We start from the raw sequence: 23,894 nt of genomic DNA on the forward strand, positions 1-23,894 counted from the left end.
TTTTATAAGGTTTTCTAAGGCTTTTATAAAACTTTTAGGAGCTTTGATAAATAAACTTTTATTTTCAAGTTTTAATTCTTTAAAGGATAATTTTTTATTTTTATTATAATAAAGGCTAGGATTTAAAAAATATTCTTTTAAAAGTTCATAGTCTTTATAAATAAAAGCTTCTTTGCAAATTTGATTTAAATTAATATCTAGCTTAATATAGCTTTTTAAATCCTCTAAAGAGCTTAACTTTATATCATTATAACAAACTTCATTTGTTAAAGACAAATCCATAAAATTTTGTTTTAGAAGTATATATCCACCAAAGCCTAAAAGTGCTATTTGATTTAAATTCTTTAAAGCTTTTCTTCTATCTAAATTAATACTTTGCATTTTTAATCCTCTGTGTTTTCATTATTATTTTTATTAGGATCTATACCATAGCCTTCTAATCCTTTACTAAAATCTATTGGTAAATCCAGTATTTCTTTAGGAAAGACATAAGGCCTTGCGGAAGGATAACCATAAATAAGTTTGGAGTAGATTTGGGTACCTATATAATAAAAAACATCTTCTTCTATTGGTACGAATTTTAAAAGTCCTAATAAAGAAACCAACATCTCCCATACTGTTAAATAATATTCTTTAATACTCTCTTTAGTAGCATCACTATCTCTTGGATCTTTAATTCTTCCTTGTGATACCAATCTTGAAATGCCTGGATAAACTATGGTTCCACCATAGCCCAAAGAAATCAGAGAACCATAATCAATAATATATTCAGGTTTAAACCTCTCATCAAAATAAGGATCAAGCCCATTGATAAGTTTTCTTTGTTCTTGATGAGTGGTTAAAAGTTGTGCCTGTAAAGGATTTTTTCTCATCATTCTTAAGCCATTTTTATAATTAGAAATTAGAGTTTCCAAAGCTTCTTTGCTTCCTAAAGCAATGGCACACCTTAAAGAGGCATTATAAGGGATCAAAGCATAATCTAATACTTCTCTAGTTAAGCCTGAAGGAGCATAAAATTGTGCTGCTTTAAAAAAGGCAATAGGACTTTGATATTTAATAGCAGCCGCTAAGTAAAGCTCAGCCCCTAAAAGATCTCTATCATTTCTTTGTGCTTCTTCATCGATAGCTTCCCACACCACACATTCTAGTGCATAGTTGTAGCAATCCTTTGCTTCTTCTCTGATTAAACCTAAAATAGAACTTGTAAGTTCTTTATGATAAAAACGACTTGTATCATCACTCCATTTATAAAGTGTATAATAATGATAAGCATTTTCTGGGATATTGTGATTTAATAAATCTTTAGTGATTTTTACACTTTCTCTAATATCATCAAATACTCCCTCATAATCACTTGATTTTGCTTTTTTAAATAAAAGTTTAGCTAAATTCACCCCTGCTTCTAAATTTCCACTTTTATAAGCAATTCTAAAAAAATGCAGTATATTTTCACTTGTTGTTTTATCAAGCCTACTAAAAACTTTATCCTTATTTTTATTTAATAATGCTTTTGCTTTTTCAAAGCTTTCTTTTCCACTTTCTTTACTTCTTGTAGAATACTCATAAGCTTTATAATCTACATTAACATAAGGGAATAAAACAGATTTTAATTCTGATTTTTTGACTATCATTTTTCTTTGTTCGTTTAAAGAAAGACTTTCAAAAAGTTCTTTTTCTTCTTTAGTCCATACTATACCATTACTAGGAGCTTGTTTGTAAGAAGTGATGGTTTTGTGCATCTCTTTTAGCCAAGCTTCTTTATCTGAATCGTATTTTGTAAAATTTAAAGCATCTTTTGCATGTTTTTCGTAAAATTTTTTCCAAAAGTCTAGTTCTTTTTTTTAAATATCACACCTTTCATTGTTTATCCTTTTCATCTAGATGAGTATGAGATGAATGCATGAGGGATGTAAAATTCATTGGATGGATATAAATTATTACAAAATACTTCATTTATAAAATCCTCCAAACAATGCAATCGCTTGAAGCAGAAACGATGAGCAGACATAACTCATAACAAATAACAAAACACTAAACATAAGCTTTGTTTTAAAAATGGATATTAAGAAAAATACTCCTATACCGCACAAACTAATAACAAATAAGCTTAAGCTAGAAAAATAAATTATCAAAGATATGAACACTACGGACAAAACCAAAGGAACAGCATTATAAATATATAATAAATTAAAAGGAATACAAAAGTATATGATAAGAACAAAGATTTTTAATATACTTAAATTCGAGATTGCTGAAAATAAATTTTCATCATTTTCATATATAGTTTTAAAAAATATAAAAACACAGCCTATAAAAGCAATAACCAAACTACAAACAAACCAAGCAATTTGACCACTTATTACACTATCTAAACCTTTGCTTTCTAGTTTTGCTTTGAATTTAGAATAAATAGGAAATTGCAAATTTACTCCTAATATAGATAAATTGTTTTATTATAACTAATTTGCTTAATATTTTTTATTAATTTAATTTCTTTGTTTTTAAGATATTCTTGTTTTAATGTTTCATCTGTTTTATCCAGCTCATCAGGACTTTTACCTTTGGTAAGCCCTAAGAAGGCGTGGGGAATGTTCCAATTCATAGGATGGATTAAATTGTTACAAAATACTTCATAAAGAATCCTTATTTTATAAAATTTAAATTTATAATATTTTTCCACCTAAAAACTATAATCATAAGTGACTATATAGTAAAATGTCTATCGCTCTAAAACATATAAAAAATCTGATTATAAATTATCAAAATGCTAAAATTCATCTTTAATGTCAAAAAACAGCTCATCTTTTTTATCAATTTTCTTTAATGGCATCAAATAAGTCCCCAAAATATTATAAAGCACAAAAAGCACCAAAGTCGGTATTATCATACCCTTTAATGTAACCCCAACAAAAAAAAGCAAAAGATCTACCACCATAATTGCAATAACAACAATGGCGAATATAGGTATCATTCCATCCAAAACTGCAGTTTTGTATTTAGACTTATAACGCGTTTTGCATTTTTTACACTCAATAATCCCGCCTTCTAAAAAAGACTGAAATATCGATAAACTTTCAGTTTTATTTATATCTTCGCCACATTCTTCACATTTTTGAGTAAATGCCATTTTAATTCCTTAGTTTTCTAAATTTTGCAATAATTTTTATTTCAAAATAAAATCTCTATTCTAAGCTAAATTCTCTTAAAAAATTTTTACTTCCATAATTTTATCTAACCCATCAGGACTTTTGCCTTTGGTAAGCCCTAAAAAGGCGTGGGTAAAGTCTTCTCTTTGTCAGTAGCATTGATTTTGAAAATCTAAAAAACATTCCACTAATGGATCGATATAAATCGTTGCATAATATCTCATTTATAAAATCCTCCTAATAACTCAAATATATATACCATAGTTACTAAAAAAATATATCCGAATAAAAAAGTTATTAAAATTCTCCAAGCCTTTTAAAAAACAAGAATCATAGGTATAAAAATCATAAACAAAATTTTAAAATTATGAATAAATTCATAATATTTCATATATATAAATACCAATATCACAAGTAATAATAATGCAAAAAATTTTTTCCATAAAGCATATTTAATATAAAAATAAATAGCATAATAAATAAAATAGTGAATTGATCATAATTATTACTGATATAAAAATATATCATGGGAATGATAAAAATACCTATACTACACACAAACCAAGCAATTTGACCACTTATTATACTATCTAAACCTTTGCTTTCTAGTTTTACTTTGAATTTAGAATAAATAGGAATTTGCAAATTTACTCCTAAAATATAAGTAAAATATTAATTTAATAAAATACATCTAAATCCTGCATTAAACCTTCTTTTATAAAAAATAATTATTAAAAAAAATAAAATAATATTATTTTAATTATATTTAATTTTCTATAAACAATTCTTTTTTAATAAATCTATTGTGCATTTTAAAAAATAATAAATTTATTATGGTATTGAAAAATATGTTAAAATATTTTTTGTAAAAACAATCAAGGATTAAAAATGCAAAAAAAATCTTTTTTGAAAATCAATGGTATTCTACCCTTTTTGCTTGTAGCTTTTATCAATGCTTTTGTTGATTTGGGGCATAAAATTATTATTCAAAATACTATTTATAAAATTTATGAAGAAGATACTCAACTTTTATTAACAGCCATTGTTAATGCACTTATACTACTCCCTTTTATATTAATGCTTTCCCCTTCGGGATTTTTAGCGGATAAATATCCTAAAAACTGGATTATGAAAATTTCAGCTGGCTTTAGTGTGATTTTAACCATTATTATTTGTGCTTGTTATTATAATGGAGCTTTTTGGACTGCCTTTGTTTTTACGTTTATTTTAGGAATTCAAGCAGCGCTTTATTCTCCTAGCAAATACGGCTTTATAAAAGAACTAGTAGGAAAAGATTTTCTTGCTATGGGAAATGGTGCGGTTAATGCTGTTAGCATAGTTGCTATTTTAGCTGGAATGGCTGTATTTTCATTGAGTTTTGAAAATCTCTATCAGCCTACAAGTAGCAATGATCCTTCGGATGTTTTAAAACAAGTAGCTCCTTTAGGATTTGTACTTATATTTTTTTCATTGGTGGAATTTTACCTAGCTTGTCGCTTACCGGAATTAAAAACCGAAGATAAAGAATTGAAATTCAATAAAAAAGAATATCTTAGCGCCCAATTGTTGATTAAAAATTTAAAGCTTATTTTTAAAAATAAAATCATTTGGTTGTGCATCGTTGGAATTTCTATATTTTGGGCTATTTCTCAACTTTATCTTGTTACTTTTCCTGTTTTTAGCAAAAATGAACTTTTAATCGATAATACCTTTTTTGTACAAATTTCTTTAGGATTTTCTGGTATAGGCGTGATTTTAGGTTCTTTAATGGCTGGAAAATTTTCTAAAAATTATATAGAATTAGGACTCATTCCTTTAGGTGCAATAGGTGTTTTTGCTATCACTTTATGCATCCCCTATTTTACAAGCTTGATCACTTATAGTTTTTTATTCTTTTTATTTGGTTTTTGTGGAGCAATGTTTATCATACCTTTAAATTCACTTATACAATTTCACGCTAAAGAAAATGAGCTTGGAAAAATTTTAGCTGGAAATAATTTTATACAAAATATAACCATGTTAGCCTTTCTTGTTTTGGCTACTTTATTTGCAAATTTAAAGCTTGATGTGATTTATCTTTTTTATTTTATTATGTTTGTTTCACTTTTAGGCGCACTTTATGTTATATATAAACTCCCATTTTCTCTGATAAGAATTCTTTTAAATATTGCATTTTTAGGAAGATATCGTTTGCTTGTGGAAGGATTTGAAAATATCCCTGAAAAAGGAGGCGCCCTACTTTTAGGCAATCATATCTCTTTTATAGATTGGGCCATTGTGCAAATGGCTATACCAAGAAAAGTTTATTTTGTAATGGAAAGAAGCATTTATTCTAAATGGTATATTAAATTCTTTTTGGATAAATTTGGTGTAATCCCTGTTTCAAGCGGAGGAAGTAAAGCTAGTTTAGAACTCATCGCAGAATATATTAAAAATGGCAATCTTGTTTGCTTATTTCCTGAAGGTGTATTGTCAAGACATGGGCAATTAAACGAATTTAGAGCCGGATTTGAACACGTTTGTTCTAATTTAGAGGAAAATGATGGAATTATCCTACCTTTTTATATAAGAGGACTTTGGGGAAGCTCTTTTTCTAGGAGTGATGAAGAATTTTCTGCTAGAAATAAAACTTTAAGCAAAAGAAATGTAGCTATAGCCTTTGGTAAAGCAATGTCTTTGCATTCAAAAAAAGATGAAGTCAAGGCTAAGGTTTTTGAGCTTTCTTTTATGGCTTGGAAATCTCAATGTGAAGCTATGCATACTATCGCTAGATTATGGATTGATAATGCAAAAAGAAATCTTAACGATATAGCTATTATAGATACTATAGCCGGTGCGATCACTTATAGAAAAATGCTTAGTCTTAGTTTGATTTTAAGTGCTTTCATAAAAGAAAATACTCAAAAATTAAATATCCAAACTCAAAGAGGAAGCTACGCACCTAAAGAAGAATGCGTGGGTGTTTTACTTCCCGCATCCTTTGCAAGTTCTTTAGTCAATCTTTCAGTGTTAATTGCTCAAAAAGTTGTTGTCAATCTTAATTTTACAGCTGGAGAAAAGGCTTTAAAAGCTGCTGTAGAAAACGCACAAATTTCACAAATTTATACCTCAAGAAAATTCTTGGAAAAATTAGAAAATAAAGGCTTAAAATTAAATTTTGATGAAAATATTCATCTGATTTTTATGGAAGATATTGTGGATAATTTCAAAAAACAAAAAGCTAAAATCTTAAGAACAATGCTAATGGTAAGTATTTTACCATCTTGTATTTTAAAAGCTATATTCACTCCTTCTAAAAACAATCTCGCCATAGCGGCTATACTTTTTAGTAGTGGTAGCGAAGGCGCACCAAAAGGTATCATGCTTAATAATAGAAATATTTTAAGCAATATTGCTCAAATTTCTGATGTTTTATGCACAAGAAATAGCGATGTTATACTTTCATCCCTACCACCTTTTCACGCTTTTGGCTTAACCGTTACGACATTTTTACCTTTACTTGAAGGGATTAAAAGTGTCACTTTTGCAGATCCAACCGATGCTCTAGGTGTAGCTAAAGCCATAGCTAAAAACAATGTAACCATCATGTGTGGAACATCTACATTTTTAGGAATTTATGCAAGAAATAAAAAATTAGATGCTTTAATGTTTGAAAGTTTAAGAATTGTAGTATCAGGAGCTGAAAAACTCAAAAATGAAGTTAGAAGTGCTTTTGAAATGAAATTTAAAAAAACTATTTTCGAAGGATATGGAGCTACTGAAACCACGCCTGTAGCAAGTGTAAATCTTCCAAATCGTTTTGATGCGAATTATTGGATCATACATCGTGCAAACAAAGAAGGAAGTGTGGGCATGCCTTTACCAGGAACAGCGATTAGAATCGTCGATCCAAATACTTATGAAAACCTTAAAACAAATGAAGACGGACTCATACTCATAGGTGGTCATCAAGTTATGGTGGGCTATCTTAACAATAAAGAAAAAACCGATGAAGTGATTAAGGAAATTGATGGCATTAGATGGTACAATACAGGCGATAAAGGGCATCTTGATGAAGAGGGCTTCTTGTATATTGTTGATCGCTATTCTCGTTTTGCAAAAATCGGTGGTGAAATGATTTCTCTTGGAACTTTAGAAGAAGAAATAGCTAAATTTATAAATACTGATGTGGTTAAATTCTGTGCCGTAGCTTTAGAAGATGAAAAAAAAGGAGAGCAAATCGCTTTACTTATTGAATGTGATGATGAATTTTTTGAAGGAATTTGCGAAGCGATTAAAAATTCTAACATGCCTGCCATCTTTAAACCGAGTCGCTATTTTAAAGTAGAAAAAATTCCTCTGCTTGGTTCTGGAAAAGTAGATCTAAAAGGAGCCAAAGAATTAGCGAAAAGTTTAATTTAAAAACAAAAACTTATTAATAAAGAGAAATTTATTATTCTCTTTATTTCTTACTTTCATAATAAATACTCTTTCATCTTAAAATCAATCTAATTTTTTTATTTTTTTGATAAAATATTTAAAATTTACAAACAAAGGAAAAAAATGATACAAGATCTAGATATGCAACTTTTAGATGCAATAGAAGAATTAAGAAAGGCATCAATAACAGAATTAAGGGCTAAAAGAGAGAAGGTTTTAAATCTTTTTGATCAAGGTGCAATAATACCACAACAAGTTATTGATGATCTAGGAAAAAAATTCGGTAATAAAAAAAATGCAAAAAATAACGATGAGTATAACCGCTACCATATACTTCTTAATCTTAGTAAAGCAGAAGATAAATCGAAATTTTTAAATGAAAATTGCAAATACACACCAAAATCAAAACCCGAATTAAAAAAACTCATCAAAGATATAAATGTTTATTTAGGCGATCTTGATACGAGTAAAATTAAAAGTTTTAAAGATTTGTTTAGAGGGAATAAGCGTAAAGATTTTAGTGGTATAGAAACTTGGGATGTGAGTAAGGTTACAAATATGAGTTAGATGTTTTATGGTTGTAAAGAATTTAATGCAGATATCAGTAATTAGGATGTATGCAAGGTCAAAAAGATGGAAAATATGTTTGAGGGTTGCGAAAGCTTGAAAAAAGATCTTGGATTATGGAATCTTATCGCATTTAAATTTCGAATTGAGGATTAAATATAATAGTTTTGGTTCAATTAGCCAAAACTATATTTTCAATTTTTGTTTTATTTTAAACATATTTTCTTAAATTTCAAAAACTTAAGCCACGAAAAAAATAATTAAAATAACTATAAAATAATAAAGTTTTTACTATGAATTTTTATCATTATTTTAAAAATTTCTAAAAAAACGTTTTATTTTAAATGTTTTTATTTAGTTTGATATATTCTTTAAGTTCATTTTCTTTTAATTCTTGAAGTTTTTCACCCAATGCTTTTCCAAAAAATCCAATATTTATAAGATCTTGCGTGACAATTTTACTCTCAAATTTATTTTCATGAAGTTTAAGTTTTTTAGCCTGCTCTACCCTTTTTTCATCCCAAAGCCCTAGCCATTCTTTTAAAGGCATATCAAAAGCGATCTTTGCTAATTCAAAATCATTTACATCATTCAAATAAAAAGCTTGATTTGCTTTTTTAAAATATTCTTTTTTTAGTTTAGTTTTTTTAAAAAATACTTCTTTATCTAACTTAAAAAAATTAAGATACAAATATAAAAATAAAGCCTCATCTTTAATGATCTTTCTAGCTTCTTTAAGCAAATTTTGAAATTCTAGGCTTTTAAAATCACTCTCGAAGTTAAAAATTTCTTTTTCCAAATGAAGTTCTTGTAAGTATTTATATCCAACTTCAAGTTTTAAACTTTTAAAAAATTTATAAAGCTCGGCATTAATTCTATCTTTACTAAGATCTTTAATATCCATATTTCGCATTAAATTTAAAGTTTCATTGGCTATTGTAAAATCAAATCTTGAAGCAAAAACAATAGCTCTTAAAATTCTCAAACTATCTTCTTGAAAACTTTGCTCATCAATGTGTCTTAAAATGCCATCTTTTAAATCTTGCAAGCCATTATAAAAATCTAAAAAATCTCCGCTAAAAATATTGATCATCAAAGCATTTATAGTAAAATCTCGTCTTTTTGCACCTAGTTTTTCATCATTGCAAATTTTTACTTCAAAGCCTGTATGTCCATAGGATATTTTATTTTCTGTTCTAGCGAGTGCTAAATCAAAATTGCGAAATTTATACACAAAAAAACTTTTACCAAAACCTTTTGCACCTAATTTTTGCATAATAGCATCAAATTGTTTTGCATCGATATCATAAATTTCGATATCATAATCAAAAAGTTCTAAACCCAAAAGCATATCTCTGACGCTACCGCCTACTAAATAAGCTCTTTGGGTGTAAGGTTTTAAGAAATTTGCAATAAAAGCTAAATCGGAGTTATTTTTTAAGTCGATCTTCGATATTTGCAAGTAAAAACTCTAAAAAATTAGTTGTGAGATTAAGTCTTGATTCTAGATCCTCTTTTTTAACACTATTTAAGCCCTCAAAAAGAACTAAAATTCGCTCTCTGAGATTGCTAAAAAATATCTCTTCATTAAAGCTTTGAGGTTCTTGAGAAACAAAATGAGAGTTTTCCTCTAAAGCATACGATAAATTTTCACTCTCCTTGCTTTGCATTGGAATTTCAATTTCTTGCTCTTTTATCGTAATAATTTCATCTTGCAAATCTTGAGAAATCTCTTCTACAATAGGTTCTTCATTTTTTTCATTAGTTTTTACGATGTCTTCTTCTTGCTGCTTTAAAATTTCACTTTGTCTTCTTTGCTCTTCCATGATGGAACTAACTTCACTGATTGTTTTTTTTGCTAAATCTTCTAAATTCATATTTTTACCAACCATCTTTTAAATTCATTGATTTCAGTATCGCTTTTCATATTAATAAAAAAATCAAGCATTTGAGCATTTAAATCTTTATGTTTGGATCTAAATCCACTAAGTCTGCGAACAGCATCAATAGCATTTTGATTACTAGGATCCTTTTTTAAAATATTTTTATAAATTTCTAAAGCTTCTTCCTTAAGCCCTTGTGCTTCATAAATAGACGCTTCAGTAATTGTATTTTTCATCAATTTTTCCTAGTAGTTTTTTATTTATTTTAGCAAAAAGCAATTTAACCTAGCCTTTAATCAAACATAATGCCAATTGCTAAAATAATAATACACAAAGCACTTATTTTATTTAATTTATTTAAATGTTTATTCATAAAAATTTTAAAAAAACTTCCACCTAAAGCATATAAATTTAATGAACAAAATTCGATCAATAAAATCATGCTAGTTAAAAACAGCACACTGGTATGAAATCTTAAAAATGAAGGCAATATTGATAAAATAAAAATCCAAGTTTTTGGATTTGTAATCGAAGTAATAAAACCTTGAAAAACTAGAGAAAATTTAGCCTTTTTGGTGATTTTAGTTTCATGAATTTTAGCATGAGATTTAATCAAATTAAAAGCCACATAAAAAAGATACAAGGCTCCAAATATTTTAAAAATTTTAAATAAATTGGCATGTTGAGAAATAAAATTTGCACCAAAAGCACAGCAAATAACAATAATAGCCAAGCCGAATAATTCCCCAATCATCATCCATAAAACATTTTTATAACCCAAAGAAAGGCCTAGAGAAAAAGCAAGGTTCATGCATAAACCTGGGAGTAAAGAAACACTCGCAAAAGTAAAGATAAATAACAAATAATCCATTTTATTGTTTTGTTTTAGAATCAAAAAGCTCTTCTATATACTTACTTCTTTCATCTTTCAAACTAGAATTCATTTCTTGTTTGATTTCCTTTTGTGTTTCGATTTTACTATTTTCATCACTAAAATATAAATAGTCTATTCCAAAAATAACACCTACGATGATCAACAAAGGGATTAAAAATATCATTTTTCACCTTTTTTAAATTTTATTAAAAATACTACCGTAATATTTTATATTTTCAGCTTTTTCATTTTTTTCTATTGTTTCTATCGCGCCACTATCTATAGCTTTTTGCATGTCCTCATCCAAATCCTGATAAGAAAAAACCATATTAATGCTGATTATATTTGGCAATTGTTCTAGCATTTTATAAGAATTTAATTCATCTTCTAATTTTTCACTTTCAATCACAACTATAATTTTTTCATTTTCACAAAGCTCTACTGAACAAAAAGGAATTTCAGAAATAGCTTTTTTTAGATCATTTATATATTCTTCTTTTGCTGTAATTAAAACACTAGAAAGATTATTCATCAATACTCCTAAATATTATGGTATCCCCAAAACCTGAAATGATAAAATCTTTATTATTTAAAAAAATAATAAATTCACTCATCAAATTTTTATTATTAAAAGTTTCAATAGTTTTAAAATCATCCGTGTTAAAAACTTCGCTAATTCCAGCTTCATTGTCGCTATAAACTGCTAATTCTCCATTAGGACTTAAAGCGCAAGCATAAATTAAAAAATCTTTTTGTAAAAATCTTTGCTCTTTGTTTTTTATAATCCCTACACGCCTATCCGTTCCACAACTTAAAATAACATTATTTTTAAAATCTACTTGATAAATATTATCTTTATGTATTTTATCATAGTTTTTCAGTATTTTCCAATTTTTCAAATCAAAAAGCTTGACTTCTCCACTCTCAAAACCTGCAACTAGTTTATTTTTGTCTTCGCTTAACATCACATCATTAAGACTAGAATAAGAAAAATTAAAATTTTTTATATGATTTAAATTTTTATCAATCAATTCTATTTCAGAACCAATGGAGATTAAAAGGTAAGTATCCTCATCGATAAAAAATACTTTTATTATGCTACTTTCTTCAAGTTTCTTTGTTTGCAAACTCTCTTTGTAAAAACTTAAATTTTTAGAGCCAAAATCACCCTCGCTAAGTATTAAAAGTTTGTTTTTTAAAATATCAATATTATAAATTTTGGCAAATTCATCGCCATAATAATTTTTAATTTTTGGAAAAGATAAAAGCTCTTTCAAACTTTTATCTTTAATATCATATAGTAAAATTTCACCTTTATCAGTGCCTATATATAAGTTTTGCTTATCAAGTTTTAAAGCTGTTATATTTGAATTTATTTTCAGCTCATAAGCATAAGACGAAACACAAAAAAGACACAAAATAAAAAGAAATTTTTTCATTTTATTGTTTTATTTTACACCCTCATTAATCACATCGATCAAATTTGAATGACTTTTCAATTTTTCATTTTTAAATTCAGGTTTAAAACTATTACCCACTAAAGGTTTAGCATCGCTTTGTGGCACATGACATTGAGTACAATTAAAACGCGCATCGCTGATGTTATCTTTAGTGCTTTTATTGTGTCTAAAATCATAATAATGACTTGCTGGAAGTGGAGTTGCACCCACATCTTTAGCGATAGATTTATCATGACAGCTTAAGCAGGTATTATTATCCTTTGTAATAGGAAGCATATCTGCAATCGCATGTGGAATAAGAGGTGGAGCATTTTCATAAGATCTTTCAAAACGAGTCGATTCTCCAGGTTGCAAATTGGTATAATTTGCTTCCACTAAGGAAACTTTATTTTCATTTTCCAAACTTACTTTTCTAAGTCCAATTTGTTCAGAACTCAATCCATTATTAACCCCGCATGCAACCAAAAAAAGAGTTGCCGCAGCTGAAAGTAAAATAATTTTCTTTTTCATCAATTTTTCCTTAAATCAAAAATATTAAAATTTAAAGCATTATCATTACAAACTTCTATACACCTACCGCATCTTATACATTCTCCCGAAGTTACTTTCGCATCTTCTCTTCCAATCATCCATAAAACTTGTTTTTCTGGACAAATTCCAACACAATGATAACATTTCGTACAATTTTGACTTTTATGCTGAATTTTTAGCAAAGCAAAACGAGAGATTAAAGCATAAAAAGCACCCAAAGGGCAAATATGAGAACAAATCGCCCTAGGACTTAAAAAAGCATCTATGCAAAAAATTACAAAAGCGATAAATATCCAAGAAGTAGTACCAAAAATAATTCCTCTATGTACAATCCCTATATAAGAAAAACTTTCAAAGATAGGCAAAGACAATGCAAAAGAAAGAATTAAAACCAAAAATAAAACATAATAGCGAAATTTTTTATTTAAAATTAAAAATTTACTATTCTTAAATCCAAATTTAGAACGAATAAAAGCAGCAAAATCTGTGATTAAATTTATAGGACACACCCAAGAACAAAAAGCCCTGCCTAAAAAAATTCCATAAAGAATTGCAATGATTATAGCGCCAAATAATGCAGTCAAATCAACACTCAAACTCGCTAAAAAGATTTGCAAAATGGCAAAAGGATCACTTAAAGGTATAGTGCTAAAAAGTTTAGAAGAGCTTAAATCCCCTTTTAAGATAAAATCCGTTGCCTTAAAACTAAAAAGAGATAAAATTCCTATTTGAACTATGCGTCTAGCAATCAAATATTTCATAAATTATCTCCTTCATTAAGATAATCTTGTGCTTTTTTAGCGTCAAAATGTTTAGAAGAGTTAGCATTTTTTAAACGTTTTTCATCATCTTTATCCCAGCCCTTTACATAATGACTTGAATCTTTTCCTAAGATAAATTCACGCGGTAATACACGGATAGAAGGCGTTTGAGTAACACAAACCTTTTCACAAATTCCACAACCCACGCAAACATCATTATCAACAACAGGGATTAAAAAGGCATGTTTTGCTGTCCTTTCGTTTCTTTTATACTCTAATTTTAAAGCCTTATCGATCAAAGGACAAGCCCTTTGACAAGCGTCACATTGCAAACCCCAAAAAGCAATACAAGCTGAAGAATCCACAACCGCAACACCCATTTTTAAAGACTCTATCCCTTGATCTAAATGTTTTTTATCTAAGGCATCCGTTGGACATTCCTTTATACAAGGAATGTCCTCGCAAAGATGACAAGGAATTTCTCTAGCTTTAAAAAAAGGTGTGCCAGTCTTTGGTTCATCTAATAAATCAGCAAGTTTTAAAGTATCCCAAGGACAGGCTTTAACACAAAGCCCACAACGGATACATTTGCTTAAAAATCTTTCTTTATTTTCAGCTCCAGGTGGAAGTAAATAAAAATCATCTCTAGCCTTTAATTTTATATTAGCTAAAAATCCTCCCGCTGTGCAAAGACAAGCACCCTTAAAAATAAAGCTAAAAAACTCTCTTCGTCCCTTCATTTTTATCAACCCTTAGATTAAGCCTTGTAAATTTTTACCGCACATTTTTTATAATCGGTTTGTTTTGAAAGTGGGCAAGTAGCATCTAAAGTAACTTTATTGATGTACACATTTTCATCAAACCAAGGAACATATACAAGACCTACTGGCGGTTTATTTCTTCCTCTCATATCAACTCTTGCTTTTACTTTACCACGACGTGACTCTATCCAAACCAAATCATCTTGTTTTAAACCTAATTTTTCTCCATCTTTTTCACTCATATAACAAAGTGCTTCAGGAACAGCTCTATAAAGCTCTGGAACACGCATAGTCATCGTTCCACTATGCCAATGCTCTAAAACCCTACCCGTTGCTAACCAGAATGGATACTCTTTATCAGGTCTTTCTGGAGCTTTCATAAATGGTCTAAAGAAAATTTTTGCTTTATTTTTAATACTATGTGGTTTTTCATCAATCGGAGCTTTTAGATCACCATTTGCTAACATTTTATCAAATCCACCATAGAAAGCAAAATCAGAATTTGGAGAAGCTTTTTTAGCATAATAATCAAATTTGGTATTAAATCTCCATTGAGTTTCTTTACCATTAACAACTGGCCATCTTAAACCCCTTACTTTATGGTAAGTATCAAATTCAGCCAAATCATGTCCGTGACCTAAACCAAATTTTCTATACTCTTCCCAAAGATATTTTTGAACAAAGAAGCCATAACCTTTAAATTCTTTTCCATCGCTGCCTTCGATTTTTCTTTCATCTCCGTTAGCATCGGTATTATCAAAACCTTTAGCGATTGGATCATTTGTTTTAAAGCTTCTTGCTTCTTTATTGGCAAATAATACATCAAATAAAGTATTATCTTCGTTATATCCCATAGCTTTTGCTTCTTCTAAGACGCTTGGTAAAGTGAGTTTATCATCAACTTTTTGCTCTTTCCAAACTTCTTTAAGTTTAAATCTTTTTGCAAATTCAAAAATTTGCCAAGTATCACTCATAGCAGCACCTACTGGTAAAACTTGTTGTCTCCAATGTTGAGTTCTTCTTTCAGCATTTCCATAAGCACCCCATTTTTCATAAATCATAGCACTTGGTAAAATAAGATCGGCTACTTTTGCTGAAATTCCTGGATAACAATCACTCACAACGATGAAATTATCCATATCTCTAGCAGCTTTAATCCAGTGATTTGCATTAGCAGTATTTTGCCATGGATTATTTACTTGAACCCAAATAAATTTAATTTTACCATCCTCTAAATCTCTCATAATTCCAACAAAAGGAGAACCTGGTTTTGGATTGATCGTTTTAGCTGGAACTTTCCATATTTTTTCTGAAATTTCTCTATGTTTTGGATTTGCCACAACCATATCCGCAGGCAAACGATGTGAAAAAGTTCCCACTTCTCTTGCTGTTCCACAAGCACTTGGTTGTCCAGTTAAAGAAAAGGCTCCAGAACCTGGTTTTGCCTGTTTTCCAAGTAATAAATGTACCATATAAGCTTGTTCATTAACCCAAGAACCACGAGTGTGTTGGTTAAAGCCCATAGTCCAAAAACTTACTATCTTGCGATTTTTTTCTATGTATAATTTTGCTAATTGCTCAAGTTTCTTCTTAAAGTCTTCTAAAGATTCATCATCATCGCCTTTAGCAACTTTTGCTGTATATTCAAGTGTATAAGGAGCTAAACCTTTTTTAAATTCTTCAAAAGAGATTTCCCAGTTCTTATCCGCTACACCTTGATGTTTCATATGGAATTTATCACCCTTTTTTGCTCCAAGATATGCTAAGGAAGTCGCCTCCTCATCATCTAAAGTGATTACATTTTCTTTTTCAACTGTATCTTTTTCACTGGCTTTAAATTTAGGGTGATTTGGATTATTTCTCATACCATAGCCGATATCAGCATAGCCTGTTGCAAAAACACAATGCTTGTTAATAAATTCTTTATCCATTGCTTCTGGATGATTATAAACGATTTCTCTTGCGATATAGTTCCATATTGCTAAATCGGTATTTGGTTTAAAAATAATTTCTATATCAGCAATATTTGAAGTTCTATTTGAATAGGTACTTAAATTAACAACCTTAACTTTATCAAGATTGCTTAATTTTCTATCACTTACCCTAGACCACAAAATAGGATGCATTTCTGCCATATTAGCACCCCAAGTAACGATAGTATCTGTAAGCTCTATATCATCATAGCACCCTGATGGCTCATCCACGCCAAAAGTTTGCATAAAACCTACAACCGCTGAAGCCATACAATGTCTTGCATTTGGATCGATATTATTTGTTCTAAAACCAGCTTTTGCAAGTTTTAAAGCTGCATAACCTTCCTGAATAGTATATTGACCACTACCAAAAATACCTACGCCACTTACGCCTAATTCATTATAAGCTTTTTTAAATTGTTTTTCCATTTCATCAAAGGCTCTTTTCCAGGAAACTTGTTGAAATTTACCTTTTTTATCAAATTCACCTTTATCATTGACACGCATTAAAGGCATAACAAGGCGATCTTCTCCGTACATAATTTTAGCATTAAAATATCCTTTGATACAGTTAAGACCACGATTAACTGGGGCTTCTGGATCTCCCTTTGTAGCGACTATTTTGCCATCTTTTCTAGCTATCATAATTCCACAGCCTGTTCCGCAAAATCTACAAACGGCTTTATCCCATTTCCAATTCTCTTCTTGCTTAGCAAGCATAGAACTTGGCACACTTAATCCTGCTACACTAGCAGCACTTGCAATAGCGGTATTTTTAATAAAATCCCTTCTATTCATATACTATTCTCCTTTTAAAAAAATAAAAAGTCGGCTAATTATAGCAGTTAAATGTAAATTTTGTTTTATTTTTTCAAGCAAAGATAATAATTTTAAATATCTATTTTATAGCATTTTTAAAAGAAATTTTTACAAAAAAGAAATAATATAAAACAATAAAAAATACCCTAAAGGTTACATCTGTACCAAAAAAGAAAAAATATATTTTAAAAGATTAGTTGTTTATAAATGGTCACAAAAGCTTGTGACCAAAATATTTAGATTAATGGCAGCCACAACCACCGCAACCGCAGCTATTGAAAAAAGAATCAAGTTTAGATATATCAGGCATTTCTGTGATTTCATTGACTAATTCTTTATAAGCGATTTTTCCATCTTTAATCACAAATACAGCACGAGCTAAAAGACCTTCTAATGCGGTATCTTCGATTAAAACTCCATATTTTTCACCAAATTCTTTAGAAACAAAATCACTAGCTACGGTTAAATTTTCTATACCTTCTGTGCTGCAAAATCTTCCCATAGCAAAAGGTAAATCCATGCTCACTATAATAACTTCTGCTCCGTTATAACTTGCTACTTTTTTATTAAAATCTCTAGCCTCTGTAGCACATACTGGAGTATCAAGGCTTGGTACGCTTAAAATAATTTGAGTTTTTCCAGCTGCACCGATTTCAACTAAACTTAAATCTTTTGCTTTTAAGCTTAATTTCGGTGCTTGATCTCCAACTTCTAAAGCATTTCCTTTAAGCTTTACTGGACTTCCTTTAAAATTAACTGAACTCATAATATTCTCCTTTTATTTATAGTTTAAAACATTGAAATTATGTTTTAAGAGTAATTATATCTTATGAATACTAATATTTTTTTAAAATCAAAGTTTCTCCGCTTTGCAAAGTCCAGCTTCTATTAAGAAACATGAAGGAGCAAAAGAGGTTTTTTTATTTTTATCATATTTTGCATAACTAAGATAAAGTATATTTCTTGCTCTAGTGACTGCAACATAAAAAAGTCTTCTTTCTTCTTCTAAGCTTCCACCCATCCCCATAAGTTTTTGATTAGGAAAACGACCTTGTGCAAGATCCACCACAAAAACAAGATCAAATTCTAAACCTTTGCTTGCATGAACACTCAATAAGCTAACCCCTTTTTCGCTGCCCATTTCACTAGCACCTAAGGTTAAAAAATTGTAATATTTATAAATATCACTATAGTTTTTAGCAAGCTCTCTTAAGACGTTTAATTTGCCTTCTATTTTTTCTAAATTTTCAGCTTTTCTTGTTAAATCAACCTGCCCTGCTTTATTTGTTGCTCTTTTAATAGCGAGTTCTTCGCAAATTTCTCTATAAAAAGAATTTTGACAAATTAATTTTACCAAAGCTAAAGAGTGTTTAATCTCCATAGCTTCTTTTAAAAAAAAATAAATTTTTTCTAAATTTTTAGCACACAGATCATTGATTTTTGAAATTTTTAAAATAGGATGAGTATTAAATTCACTCTGTAAATTAAAACGTTTTTCATCTAATAATTCATCCAAATCTCCAAAAAGACCGAGTTGATAATTTCTTTTTTGATGATTTTGCAAATTCACGTTTTTATCAGGTTCTAAAAAACCTTTGATTAAATTTCCATGTCCTAATTTCAAAAGTGCATCAAAAATTTCTTTTGCTAATACCCCGCCAACTCCTTTTGTGTATTGGATAAGATGGATAAAAGCCATGATATCTTTTGGATTAATCGCCAAGGCTAAAATAGCATTAAAAGCTTTAACCTCTAAACTTTCAAAAAAACTTCCACTACCTTTTCTAGTACTAGCAATCCCTTGCTCTCTTAAAGCCACCTCAATCCCATCAGCGCTTGAATTATTTCTAAAAATAACTGCAATTTCTTCTAAATTTACTCCACTTGTAAATATCATTTTAGCAATATTTTTATATTGATCAAACAATTCTTCAAAAGTCAATAAAGTTGGTGCTTTAAATTCATCTTTTCTTGTAACAACCAATTCTTTAGGATAAAGTCTTTCGTTGTTTAAAATCACTTTGTTCGCCAAAGCTAAAATGCTTCTTGAAGAACGATAGTTTTTATTTAGAGAAAATATTTTTGCATCCTTAAAACGCTCTTTAAAACTCCCGATAATATTAATATCTGCTCCATTAAAAGCATAAATACTTTGATCATAATCACCCACACAAAATAAACTTTTGCTTTTAAAAGATTCGATTAAGGAGCTTTGTAAAGTGTTTGTGTCTTGATATTCATCCACTAAAATTTCATCAAATTCATATTGTTTTTCTTTTAAAAGTTCTTTTAAATTTAAAAGTAAGTCGTTAAAATCAACATAATTAAAACGTTTTTTTTCATTTTCGTATTCTTTAAAAATATCTTCATAAATTTCAGCATATATACTTTGTTCTTCATAATTTTTACAAAACCAAGTAAAAAAATCTTGATCATGTGCTTTATTTTGAAACAAAGAATACACATCATATAAATAACTTGCTTGATAAGGTTTTATATCACTTAAATGCCTAAAAGTTCTTTTTTCATAAACGCTTCTAAGCAAAGTTTTTAACTCGCTAGCTTGTTTTAAAATAATATCTTTATTTGCATTTTTTAATAAAGTATAAGCCGTGCTATGAAAAGTTCCTGCAAGAATTTTATTTGTAATGCTTTTATCAAAAAAAATATTTAAACGACTGATCATTTCCTTACTAGCTTTATTAGTAAAAGTTAAAAGCATTATTTTTTGCGGATCAACGCCCTTGCTTAAAAGATAGGATATTCTTGCAACGATAGTAGAAGTCTTTCCTGTACCCGCACTTGCGATTATTAAATTGTGTCCAAAATCAGCGGTCGCAGCTTGATACTGTTCCTCATTTAATCTAGAAAGTGGCATTATACTCCTTGAAAAAAGTTAAAATTATAAAAAAAATTACTTAAAAATACAAAATTTAAATATTCTTTATATTTGATTGTAGTAAAATAAAACAATATTTTTAAAATAAAAAAAGGAAATTAAAAATGAATTTTAAAGTTTTTTCTGTCATTGCTGGAATACTAATCGCCGTAATTTTAATACTTGGAGGAATGTATTATTACCTTTTTGAATACTCAAAACCAAATTATTCTTACACCCCAACAAACAATTATGAAACTAATACACAATCAAATACATATGAGCAAAATTCATATTCTAATCAAATAAATAATAATTATTCAAACAATGCTTATAACACCCCATCTTATCCAAGCTATAATCAAAAACAAGAAAGTAAAGTAGAAAGCAAAATAGATAATAGTACTGCTTTAAACAATCAACAAGAGCAAAACATAAGCAAAGAAGTTGAAAAAAAATCAAGCGAAATCAAAGAACAAAATACAAGTGTGGCAAATAAAACAGAATCAAGCAAAGTAGCAGAAAAAACAGAAAAAAAAGTTGAAAGTAAAAAAGAGATCACAGAAGAAGAGAAAAAAGCAAAAATAGAAGCTTTAAATAAAGAAATAGAAAGACAAAGAAAACTTCTAGAACAAGAAAAAGCTTTAAAAAATAAAACAGGTAAAAATGCTAAAAAACACAAGCTTAGCGTCGCTGAAGAATATTTAACCATCGGAAAAGATAGTCGCTTAGAACCTCAATTAAGCACCGAAGGTATGCAAGTATATATTTTAGATGGAAAATTTTTAAGTGATTATAGAATTAACTTGTTAAAAGAGATATTAGAGCCTATACAAACTAATGCTAAAGATTACAATCTAGCTATTTTTGTAAAAATGCTTCCAAAAGGCGAAATGAAACTAACTGTTTATAATAAAGATATTATATTTTCAGATATGAGAAAAGCTTATAAATATATAAGCGTAGATAGAATCAAACCTTATATGGATAATCCTCAAGAAATTGATAGTCACATCGCACGTGAAGAAAAAATCAAAAAAATCAGTATCCAAATCAAAAAAGAAGGAAAAGGTAGCGAATTTTCTAAGCACATCAAAAGTTTAAAAACGGGTGCTAATTTCGCACAATATTTCTTCCCATTCTGTGAAATGGTAGAAATTTCATCTAAATAATTTTTTATAAAATAAAGGTTATATTTATAATGGTATATAATAAAGAAGTCGAAGAAAAATACTATAAAATTTGCAAAGAACGTGGATATTTTGAAATAGACGGAAATAAATCCATACAAGAAAAAAATAAAAATTTTTGCATCATGATGCCTCCTCCAAATGTAACTGGGGTACTTCATATCGGACATGCTTTAACTTTCACTTTGCAAGATATAATGACTCGTTATAAAAGAATGGATGGTTATAGAGTTCTTTATCAGCCAGGACTCGATCATGCGGGTATTGCCACTCAAAACGTAGTCGAAAAGCAACTTCTTGCACAAGGACTTAAAAAAGAAGAATTAGGTAGAGAAAAATTTATAGAAAAAGTTTGGCAGTGGAAAGAACAAAGTGGTGGTAAAATTTTAGATCAAATGAGAACTTTAGGCATAACTCCAGCTTGGAGTCGCTTACGCTTTACCATGGATGAAGGTTTAGTTAATGCCGTTAAAAAAGCCTTTGTTGAGCTTTACAATAAAAAGCTTATCGTTCGTGGAAATTATATGATCAATTGGTGTACTCATGATGGAGCTTTAAGCGATATTGAAGTCGAATACAAAGAAAACAAAGGAAAACTCTATCATATTAAATATTTTTTAAAAGATAGTGATAAATACTTAGTCGTAGCTACCACTCGTCCAGAAACCTTTTTTGGTGATACAGCGGTTATGATCCATCCAGAGGATGAACGCTACAATAAACTTATAGGAAAAGAAGTGGTTTTACCGCTCACTCAAAAAGCTATCAAGATTATAGCAGATACTCACGTTGATAAAGAATTTGGAACGGGAGTGGTCAAGGTTACTCCCGCACACGATATAAACGACTATGAAGTTGGTTTAAGACATCAATTAGATTTTATAACCGTTTTTGATGAAAAAGGTATCTTAAACGAACATTGTTTAGAATTTCAAGGTTTAGAGCGTTTAGATGCAAGAGAGAAAATCGTTGCTAAACTTGAAGAACTAGGCTTTATAGAAAAAATAGAAGAATACAATAATCAAGTAGGATATTGTTATCGCTGTAACAATGTCGTTGAACCTTATATTTCAAAACAATGGTTTGTTAAAAAAGAAATCGCCAAAGAAAGTATAGAAAAAGTTGCTTTAGGTGAAAGTAAATTTTATCCAAATCATTGGATCAATAGCTTTAACGCTTGGATGAAAGATTTAAAAGATTGGTGCATTTCAAGACAACTTTGGTGGGGACATCAAATTCCTGTGTATTATTGCGAATGCACGCATGAATGGGCGAGCGAAGATACTCCTGAAATTTGCCCAAAATGCCAAAGTAAAAATTTCAAACAAGATGAGGATGTTTTAGACACTTGGTTTTCTTCTGGACTTTGGGCTATGAGCACTTTAGGCTGGGGTAATGGAAACTGGGGCAAAGATCAAATTTGGTTTGAGGAAGATTTGAAAGAATTTTATCCTAATTCTTTATTGATAACTGGCTTTGATATTTTGTTTTTCTGGGTAGCAAGAATGATGTTTCAAAGCACAAATGCTTTAAACGCTTTACCTTTTAAAGATATTTATTTGCATGCTCTTGTTAAGGATGAACAAGGTAGAAAAATGAGTAAAAGCCTTGGAAATGTGATCGATCCTAATGAAAGCATTAAAGAATATAGTGCGGATATTTTGCGTTTTACCTTAGCTTTACTTGCCATACAAGGAAGGGATATCAAACTTAGTAACGATAAACTTTTGCAAGTTAGAAACTTTACTAACAAAATCGTAAATGCAGCAAATTATTTACTTTTAAATGAAAGCAAATTTGAGGATTTAGAACACATTAGTTTAGAATCAAAACTTGCAAAATACATTTTTTCAAAATTTCAAAATTGCGTTAAAAATGTTAGAGAAAATTTGGACAATTATCGCTTTAATGATGCCGCAAATACAATTTATAAATTTTTCTGGGATGATTTTTGCGATTGGGGAATAGAACTTAGCAAAGCTGAAAAATCAAGCGTAAAAGAGCTTGGAAGTATTTTTAAAGAAGCGTTAAAACTCTTAAATCCTTTTATGCCTTTTATCAGCGAATTTTTATATCACGAGCTTAGCAATACAAGCTTAGAAACTAGCCCTTCCATCATGATCGCGCAATATCCTAAAATCGTTTTACAAAATGAAAATGATATAGAAAACACCTTTTCTTTATTGATCGAAAGCATTGTAAGCATACGAAGAGCTAAAAGCCTTATTGATTTAGGAAATTCCAAAATAGAAAAAGCCTATATCAAGCTTAACAATCCTATTTTTGAAAAAGAATTAAACTCATCTATTGTATTTATAAAAACTTTAGCAAAATGTGAAAATATAGAATTTACAAATCAGAAATTAGAAAAAGCAATTTGCGATGTCAGCGATAATTTAGAAATTTTTATCACACTTGATAATGTCGATCTTAGCGGGATTATATCAAGACTTGAAAACCAAAAAGCCAAACTTGAAAAAGAAAGCGCTAAGATAAATTCAATGCTTAGTAATGAAAAATTTGTAGCCAACGCCCCTAAAGAAGTCGTAGAGCAAAATAAAAATTCTTTATCAAATTTGCAAATACAACTTGAAAAAATATCCGCCGAACTTGCTAATTTAAGAGGTTAAAA

Annotated in this window: 21 protein-coding genes; 4 read left to right on the top strand and 17 right to left on the bottom strand. The window is 29.2% G+C overall.

The window, feature by feature from the left end; genetic code table 11:
• The 4 genes from H2279_RS03880 to H2279_RS03895 all read right to left on the bottom strand — a co-directional run.
• Nucleotides 1-381: hypothetical protein (locus H2279_RS03880; RefSeq protein ID WP_337195663.1), on the bottom strand; the 381-nt coding region annotated here is incomplete at its 3' end.
• A gap of 2 nt (nucleotides 382-383) precedes the next feature.
• A complete protein-coding gene (locus H2279_RS03885; protein WP_337195664.1) occupies nucleotides 384-1,739 on the bottom strand; it encodes a hypothetical protein in 1,356 nt (451 codons plus the stop codon).
• A 210-nt stretch (nucleotides 1,740-1,949) separates the two neighbouring features.
• Complete coding sequence (locus H2279_RS03890) at nucleotides 1,950-2,423, bottom strand: hypothetical protein (RefSeq protein WP_337195665.1); 474 nt, start codon at nucleotides 2,421-2,423, stop codon at nucleotides 1,950-1,952.
• 344 nt (nucleotides 2,424-2,767) lie between these two features.
• Entirely contained in the window at nucleotides 2,768-3,127 is a 360-nt protein-coding gene (locus tag H2279_RS03895) for a hypothetical protein (protein ID WP_337195666.1), read from the bottom strand.
• Between the two features lie 907 nt (nucleotides 3,128-4,034).
• Here H2279_RS03895 and H2279_RS03900 point away from each other — a divergent pair.
• A complete protein-coding gene (locus H2279_RS03900; protein WP_337195667.1) occupies nucleotides 4,035-7,547 on the top strand; it encodes an acyl-[ACP]--phospholipid O-acyltransferase in 3,513 nt (1,170 codons plus the stop codon).
• A 141-nt stretch (nucleotides 7,548-7,688) separates the two neighbouring features.
• Entirely contained in the window at nucleotides 7,689-8,132 is a 444-nt protein-coding gene (locus H2279_RS03905; RefSeq protein ID WP_337195668.1) for a BspA family leucine-rich repeat surface protein, read from the top strand.
• A gap of 340 nt (nucleotides 8,133-8,472) precedes the next feature.
• On the opposite strand, the gene H2279_RS03910 is transcribed toward H2279_RS03905, so the two are convergent.
• The 13 genes from H2279_RS03910 to H2279_RS03970 all read right to left on the bottom strand — a co-directional run bounded on the left by H2279_RS03910 (nucleotide 8,473) and on the right by H2279_RS03970 (nucleotide 20,072).
• Nucleotides 8,473-9,594: a CCA tRNA nucleotidyltransferase gene (locus H2279_RS03910; RefSeq protein WP_337195669.1), complete on the bottom strand. Its 1,122-nt coding sequence runs from the start codon at nucleotides 9,592-9,594 to the stop codon at nucleotides 8,473-8,475.
• On the bottom strand, nucleotides 9,563-10,009 hold the full coding sequence (ciaD, locus tag H2279_RS03915; RefSeq protein WP_337195670.1) for an effector protein CiaD: 447 nt from the start codon (nucleotides 10,007-10,009) through the stop codon (nucleotides 9,563-9,565). Before ciaD ends, H2279_RS03910 begins: the two co-directional genes overlap by 32 nt.
• On the bottom strand, nucleotides 10,006-10,254 hold the full coding sequence (locus tag H2279_RS03920; protein WP_137624245.1) for a tetratricopeptide repeat protein: 249 nt from the start codon (nucleotides 10,252-10,254) through the stop codon (nucleotides 10,006-10,008). Before H2279_RS03920 ends, ciaD begins: the two co-directional genes overlap by 4 nt.
• A gap of 53 nt (nucleotides 10,255-10,307) precedes the next feature.
• Nucleotides 10,308-10,886, bottom strand: coding sequence for a LysE family translocator (locus tag H2279_RS03925; RefSeq protein ID WP_337195671.1), 579 nt, complete (start codon nucleotides 10,884-10,886; stop codon nucleotides 10,308-10,310).
• 1 nt (nucleotide 10,887) lies between these two features.
• The gene (locus H2279_RS03930; RefSeq protein WP_137624247.1) at nucleotides 10,888-11,073 is read right to left on the bottom strand and encodes a hypothetical protein; all 186 of its coding nucleotides are present in this window, start codon (nucleotides 11,071-11,073) and stop codon (nucleotides 10,888-10,890) included.
• 12 nt (nucleotides 11,074-11,085) lie between these two features.
• A complete protein-coding gene (locus H2279_RS03935) occupies nucleotides 11,086-11,421 on the bottom strand; it encodes a chaperone NapD (protein WP_337195672.1) in 336 nt (111 codons plus the stop codon).
• Nucleotides 11,414-12,328, bottom strand: coding sequence for a WD40 repeat domain-containing protein (locus tag H2279_RS03940; RefSeq protein WP_337195673.1), 915 nt, complete (start codon nucleotides 12,326-12,328; stop codon nucleotides 11,414-11,416). The genes H2279_RS03935 and H2279_RS03940 overlap by 8 nt, the downstream gene beginning before the upstream one ends.
• A 9-nt stretch (nucleotides 12,329-12,337) precedes the next feature.
• Nucleotides 12,338-12,862, bottom strand: coding sequence for a nitrate reductase cytochrome c-type subunit (locus H2279_RS03945; RefSeq protein WP_337195674.1), 525 nt, complete (start codon nucleotides 12,860-12,862; stop codon nucleotides 12,338-12,340).
• On the bottom strand, nucleotides 12,859-13,641 hold the full coding sequence (napH, locus tag H2279_RS03950; RefSeq protein ID WP_337195675.1) for a quinol dehydrogenase ferredoxin subunit NapH: 783 nt from the start codon (nucleotides 13,639-13,641) through the stop codon (nucleotides 12,859-12,861). Before napH ends, H2279_RS03945 begins: the two co-directional genes overlap by 4 nt.
• Entirely contained in the window at nucleotides 13,638-14,381 is a 744-nt protein-coding gene (gene napG / locus H2279_RS03955) for a ferredoxin-type protein NapG (protein WP_337195676.1), read from the bottom strand. Before napG ends, napH begins: the two co-directional genes overlap by 4 nt.
• A 17-nt stretch (nucleotides 14,382-14,398) precedes the next feature.
• Nucleotides 14,399-17,173, bottom strand: a complete 2,775-nt coding sequence (gene napA / locus H2279_RS03960; protein ID WP_337195677.1) for a periplasmic nitrate reductase subunit alpha — start codon at nucleotides 17,171-17,173, stop codon at nucleotides 14,399-14,401.
• A gap of 262 nt (nucleotides 17,174-17,435) precedes the next feature.
• Nucleotides 17,436-17,960, bottom strand: a complete 525-nt coding sequence (gene tpx, locus H2279_RS03965; protein WP_137624254.1) for a thiol peroxidase — start codon at nucleotides 17,958-17,960, stop codon at nucleotides 17,436-17,438.
• 87 nt (nucleotides 17,961-18,047) lie between these two features.
• Nucleotides 18,048-20,072 carry an ATP-dependent helicase gene (locus tag H2279_RS03970; RefSeq protein ID WP_337195678.1) on the bottom strand — a complete coding sequence of 675 codons (2,025 nt, stop codon included), beginning with the start codon at nucleotides 20,070-20,072 and terminating at the stop codon, nucleotides 18,048-18,050.
• Between the two features lie 125 nt (nucleotides 20,073-20,197).
• Between H2279_RS03970 and H2279_RS03975 the strand changes: the two genes are divergently transcribed.
• Nucleotides 20,198-21,244, top strand: coding sequence for a hypothetical protein (locus tag H2279_RS03975; RefSeq protein ID WP_337195679.1), 1,047 nt, complete (start codon nucleotides 20,198-20,200; stop codon nucleotides 21,242-21,244).
• 29 nt (nucleotides 21,245-21,273) lie between these two features.
• On the top strand, nucleotides 21,274-23,892 hold the full coding sequence (locus H2279_RS03980; protein ID WP_337195680.1) for a valine--tRNA ligase: 2,619 nt from the start codon (nucleotides 21,274-21,276) through the stop codon (nucleotides 23,890-23,892).
• The last annotated feature ends 2 nt before the right edge of the window (nucleotides 23,893-23,894 follow it).

It is taken from the genome of Campylobacter sp. B0100352/1 (genome assembly GCF_020135855.1).
Classification (GTDB): Bacteria; Campylobacterota; Campylobacteria; order Campylobacterales; family Campylobacteraceae; genus Campylobacter_D; species Campylobacter_D taeniopygiae.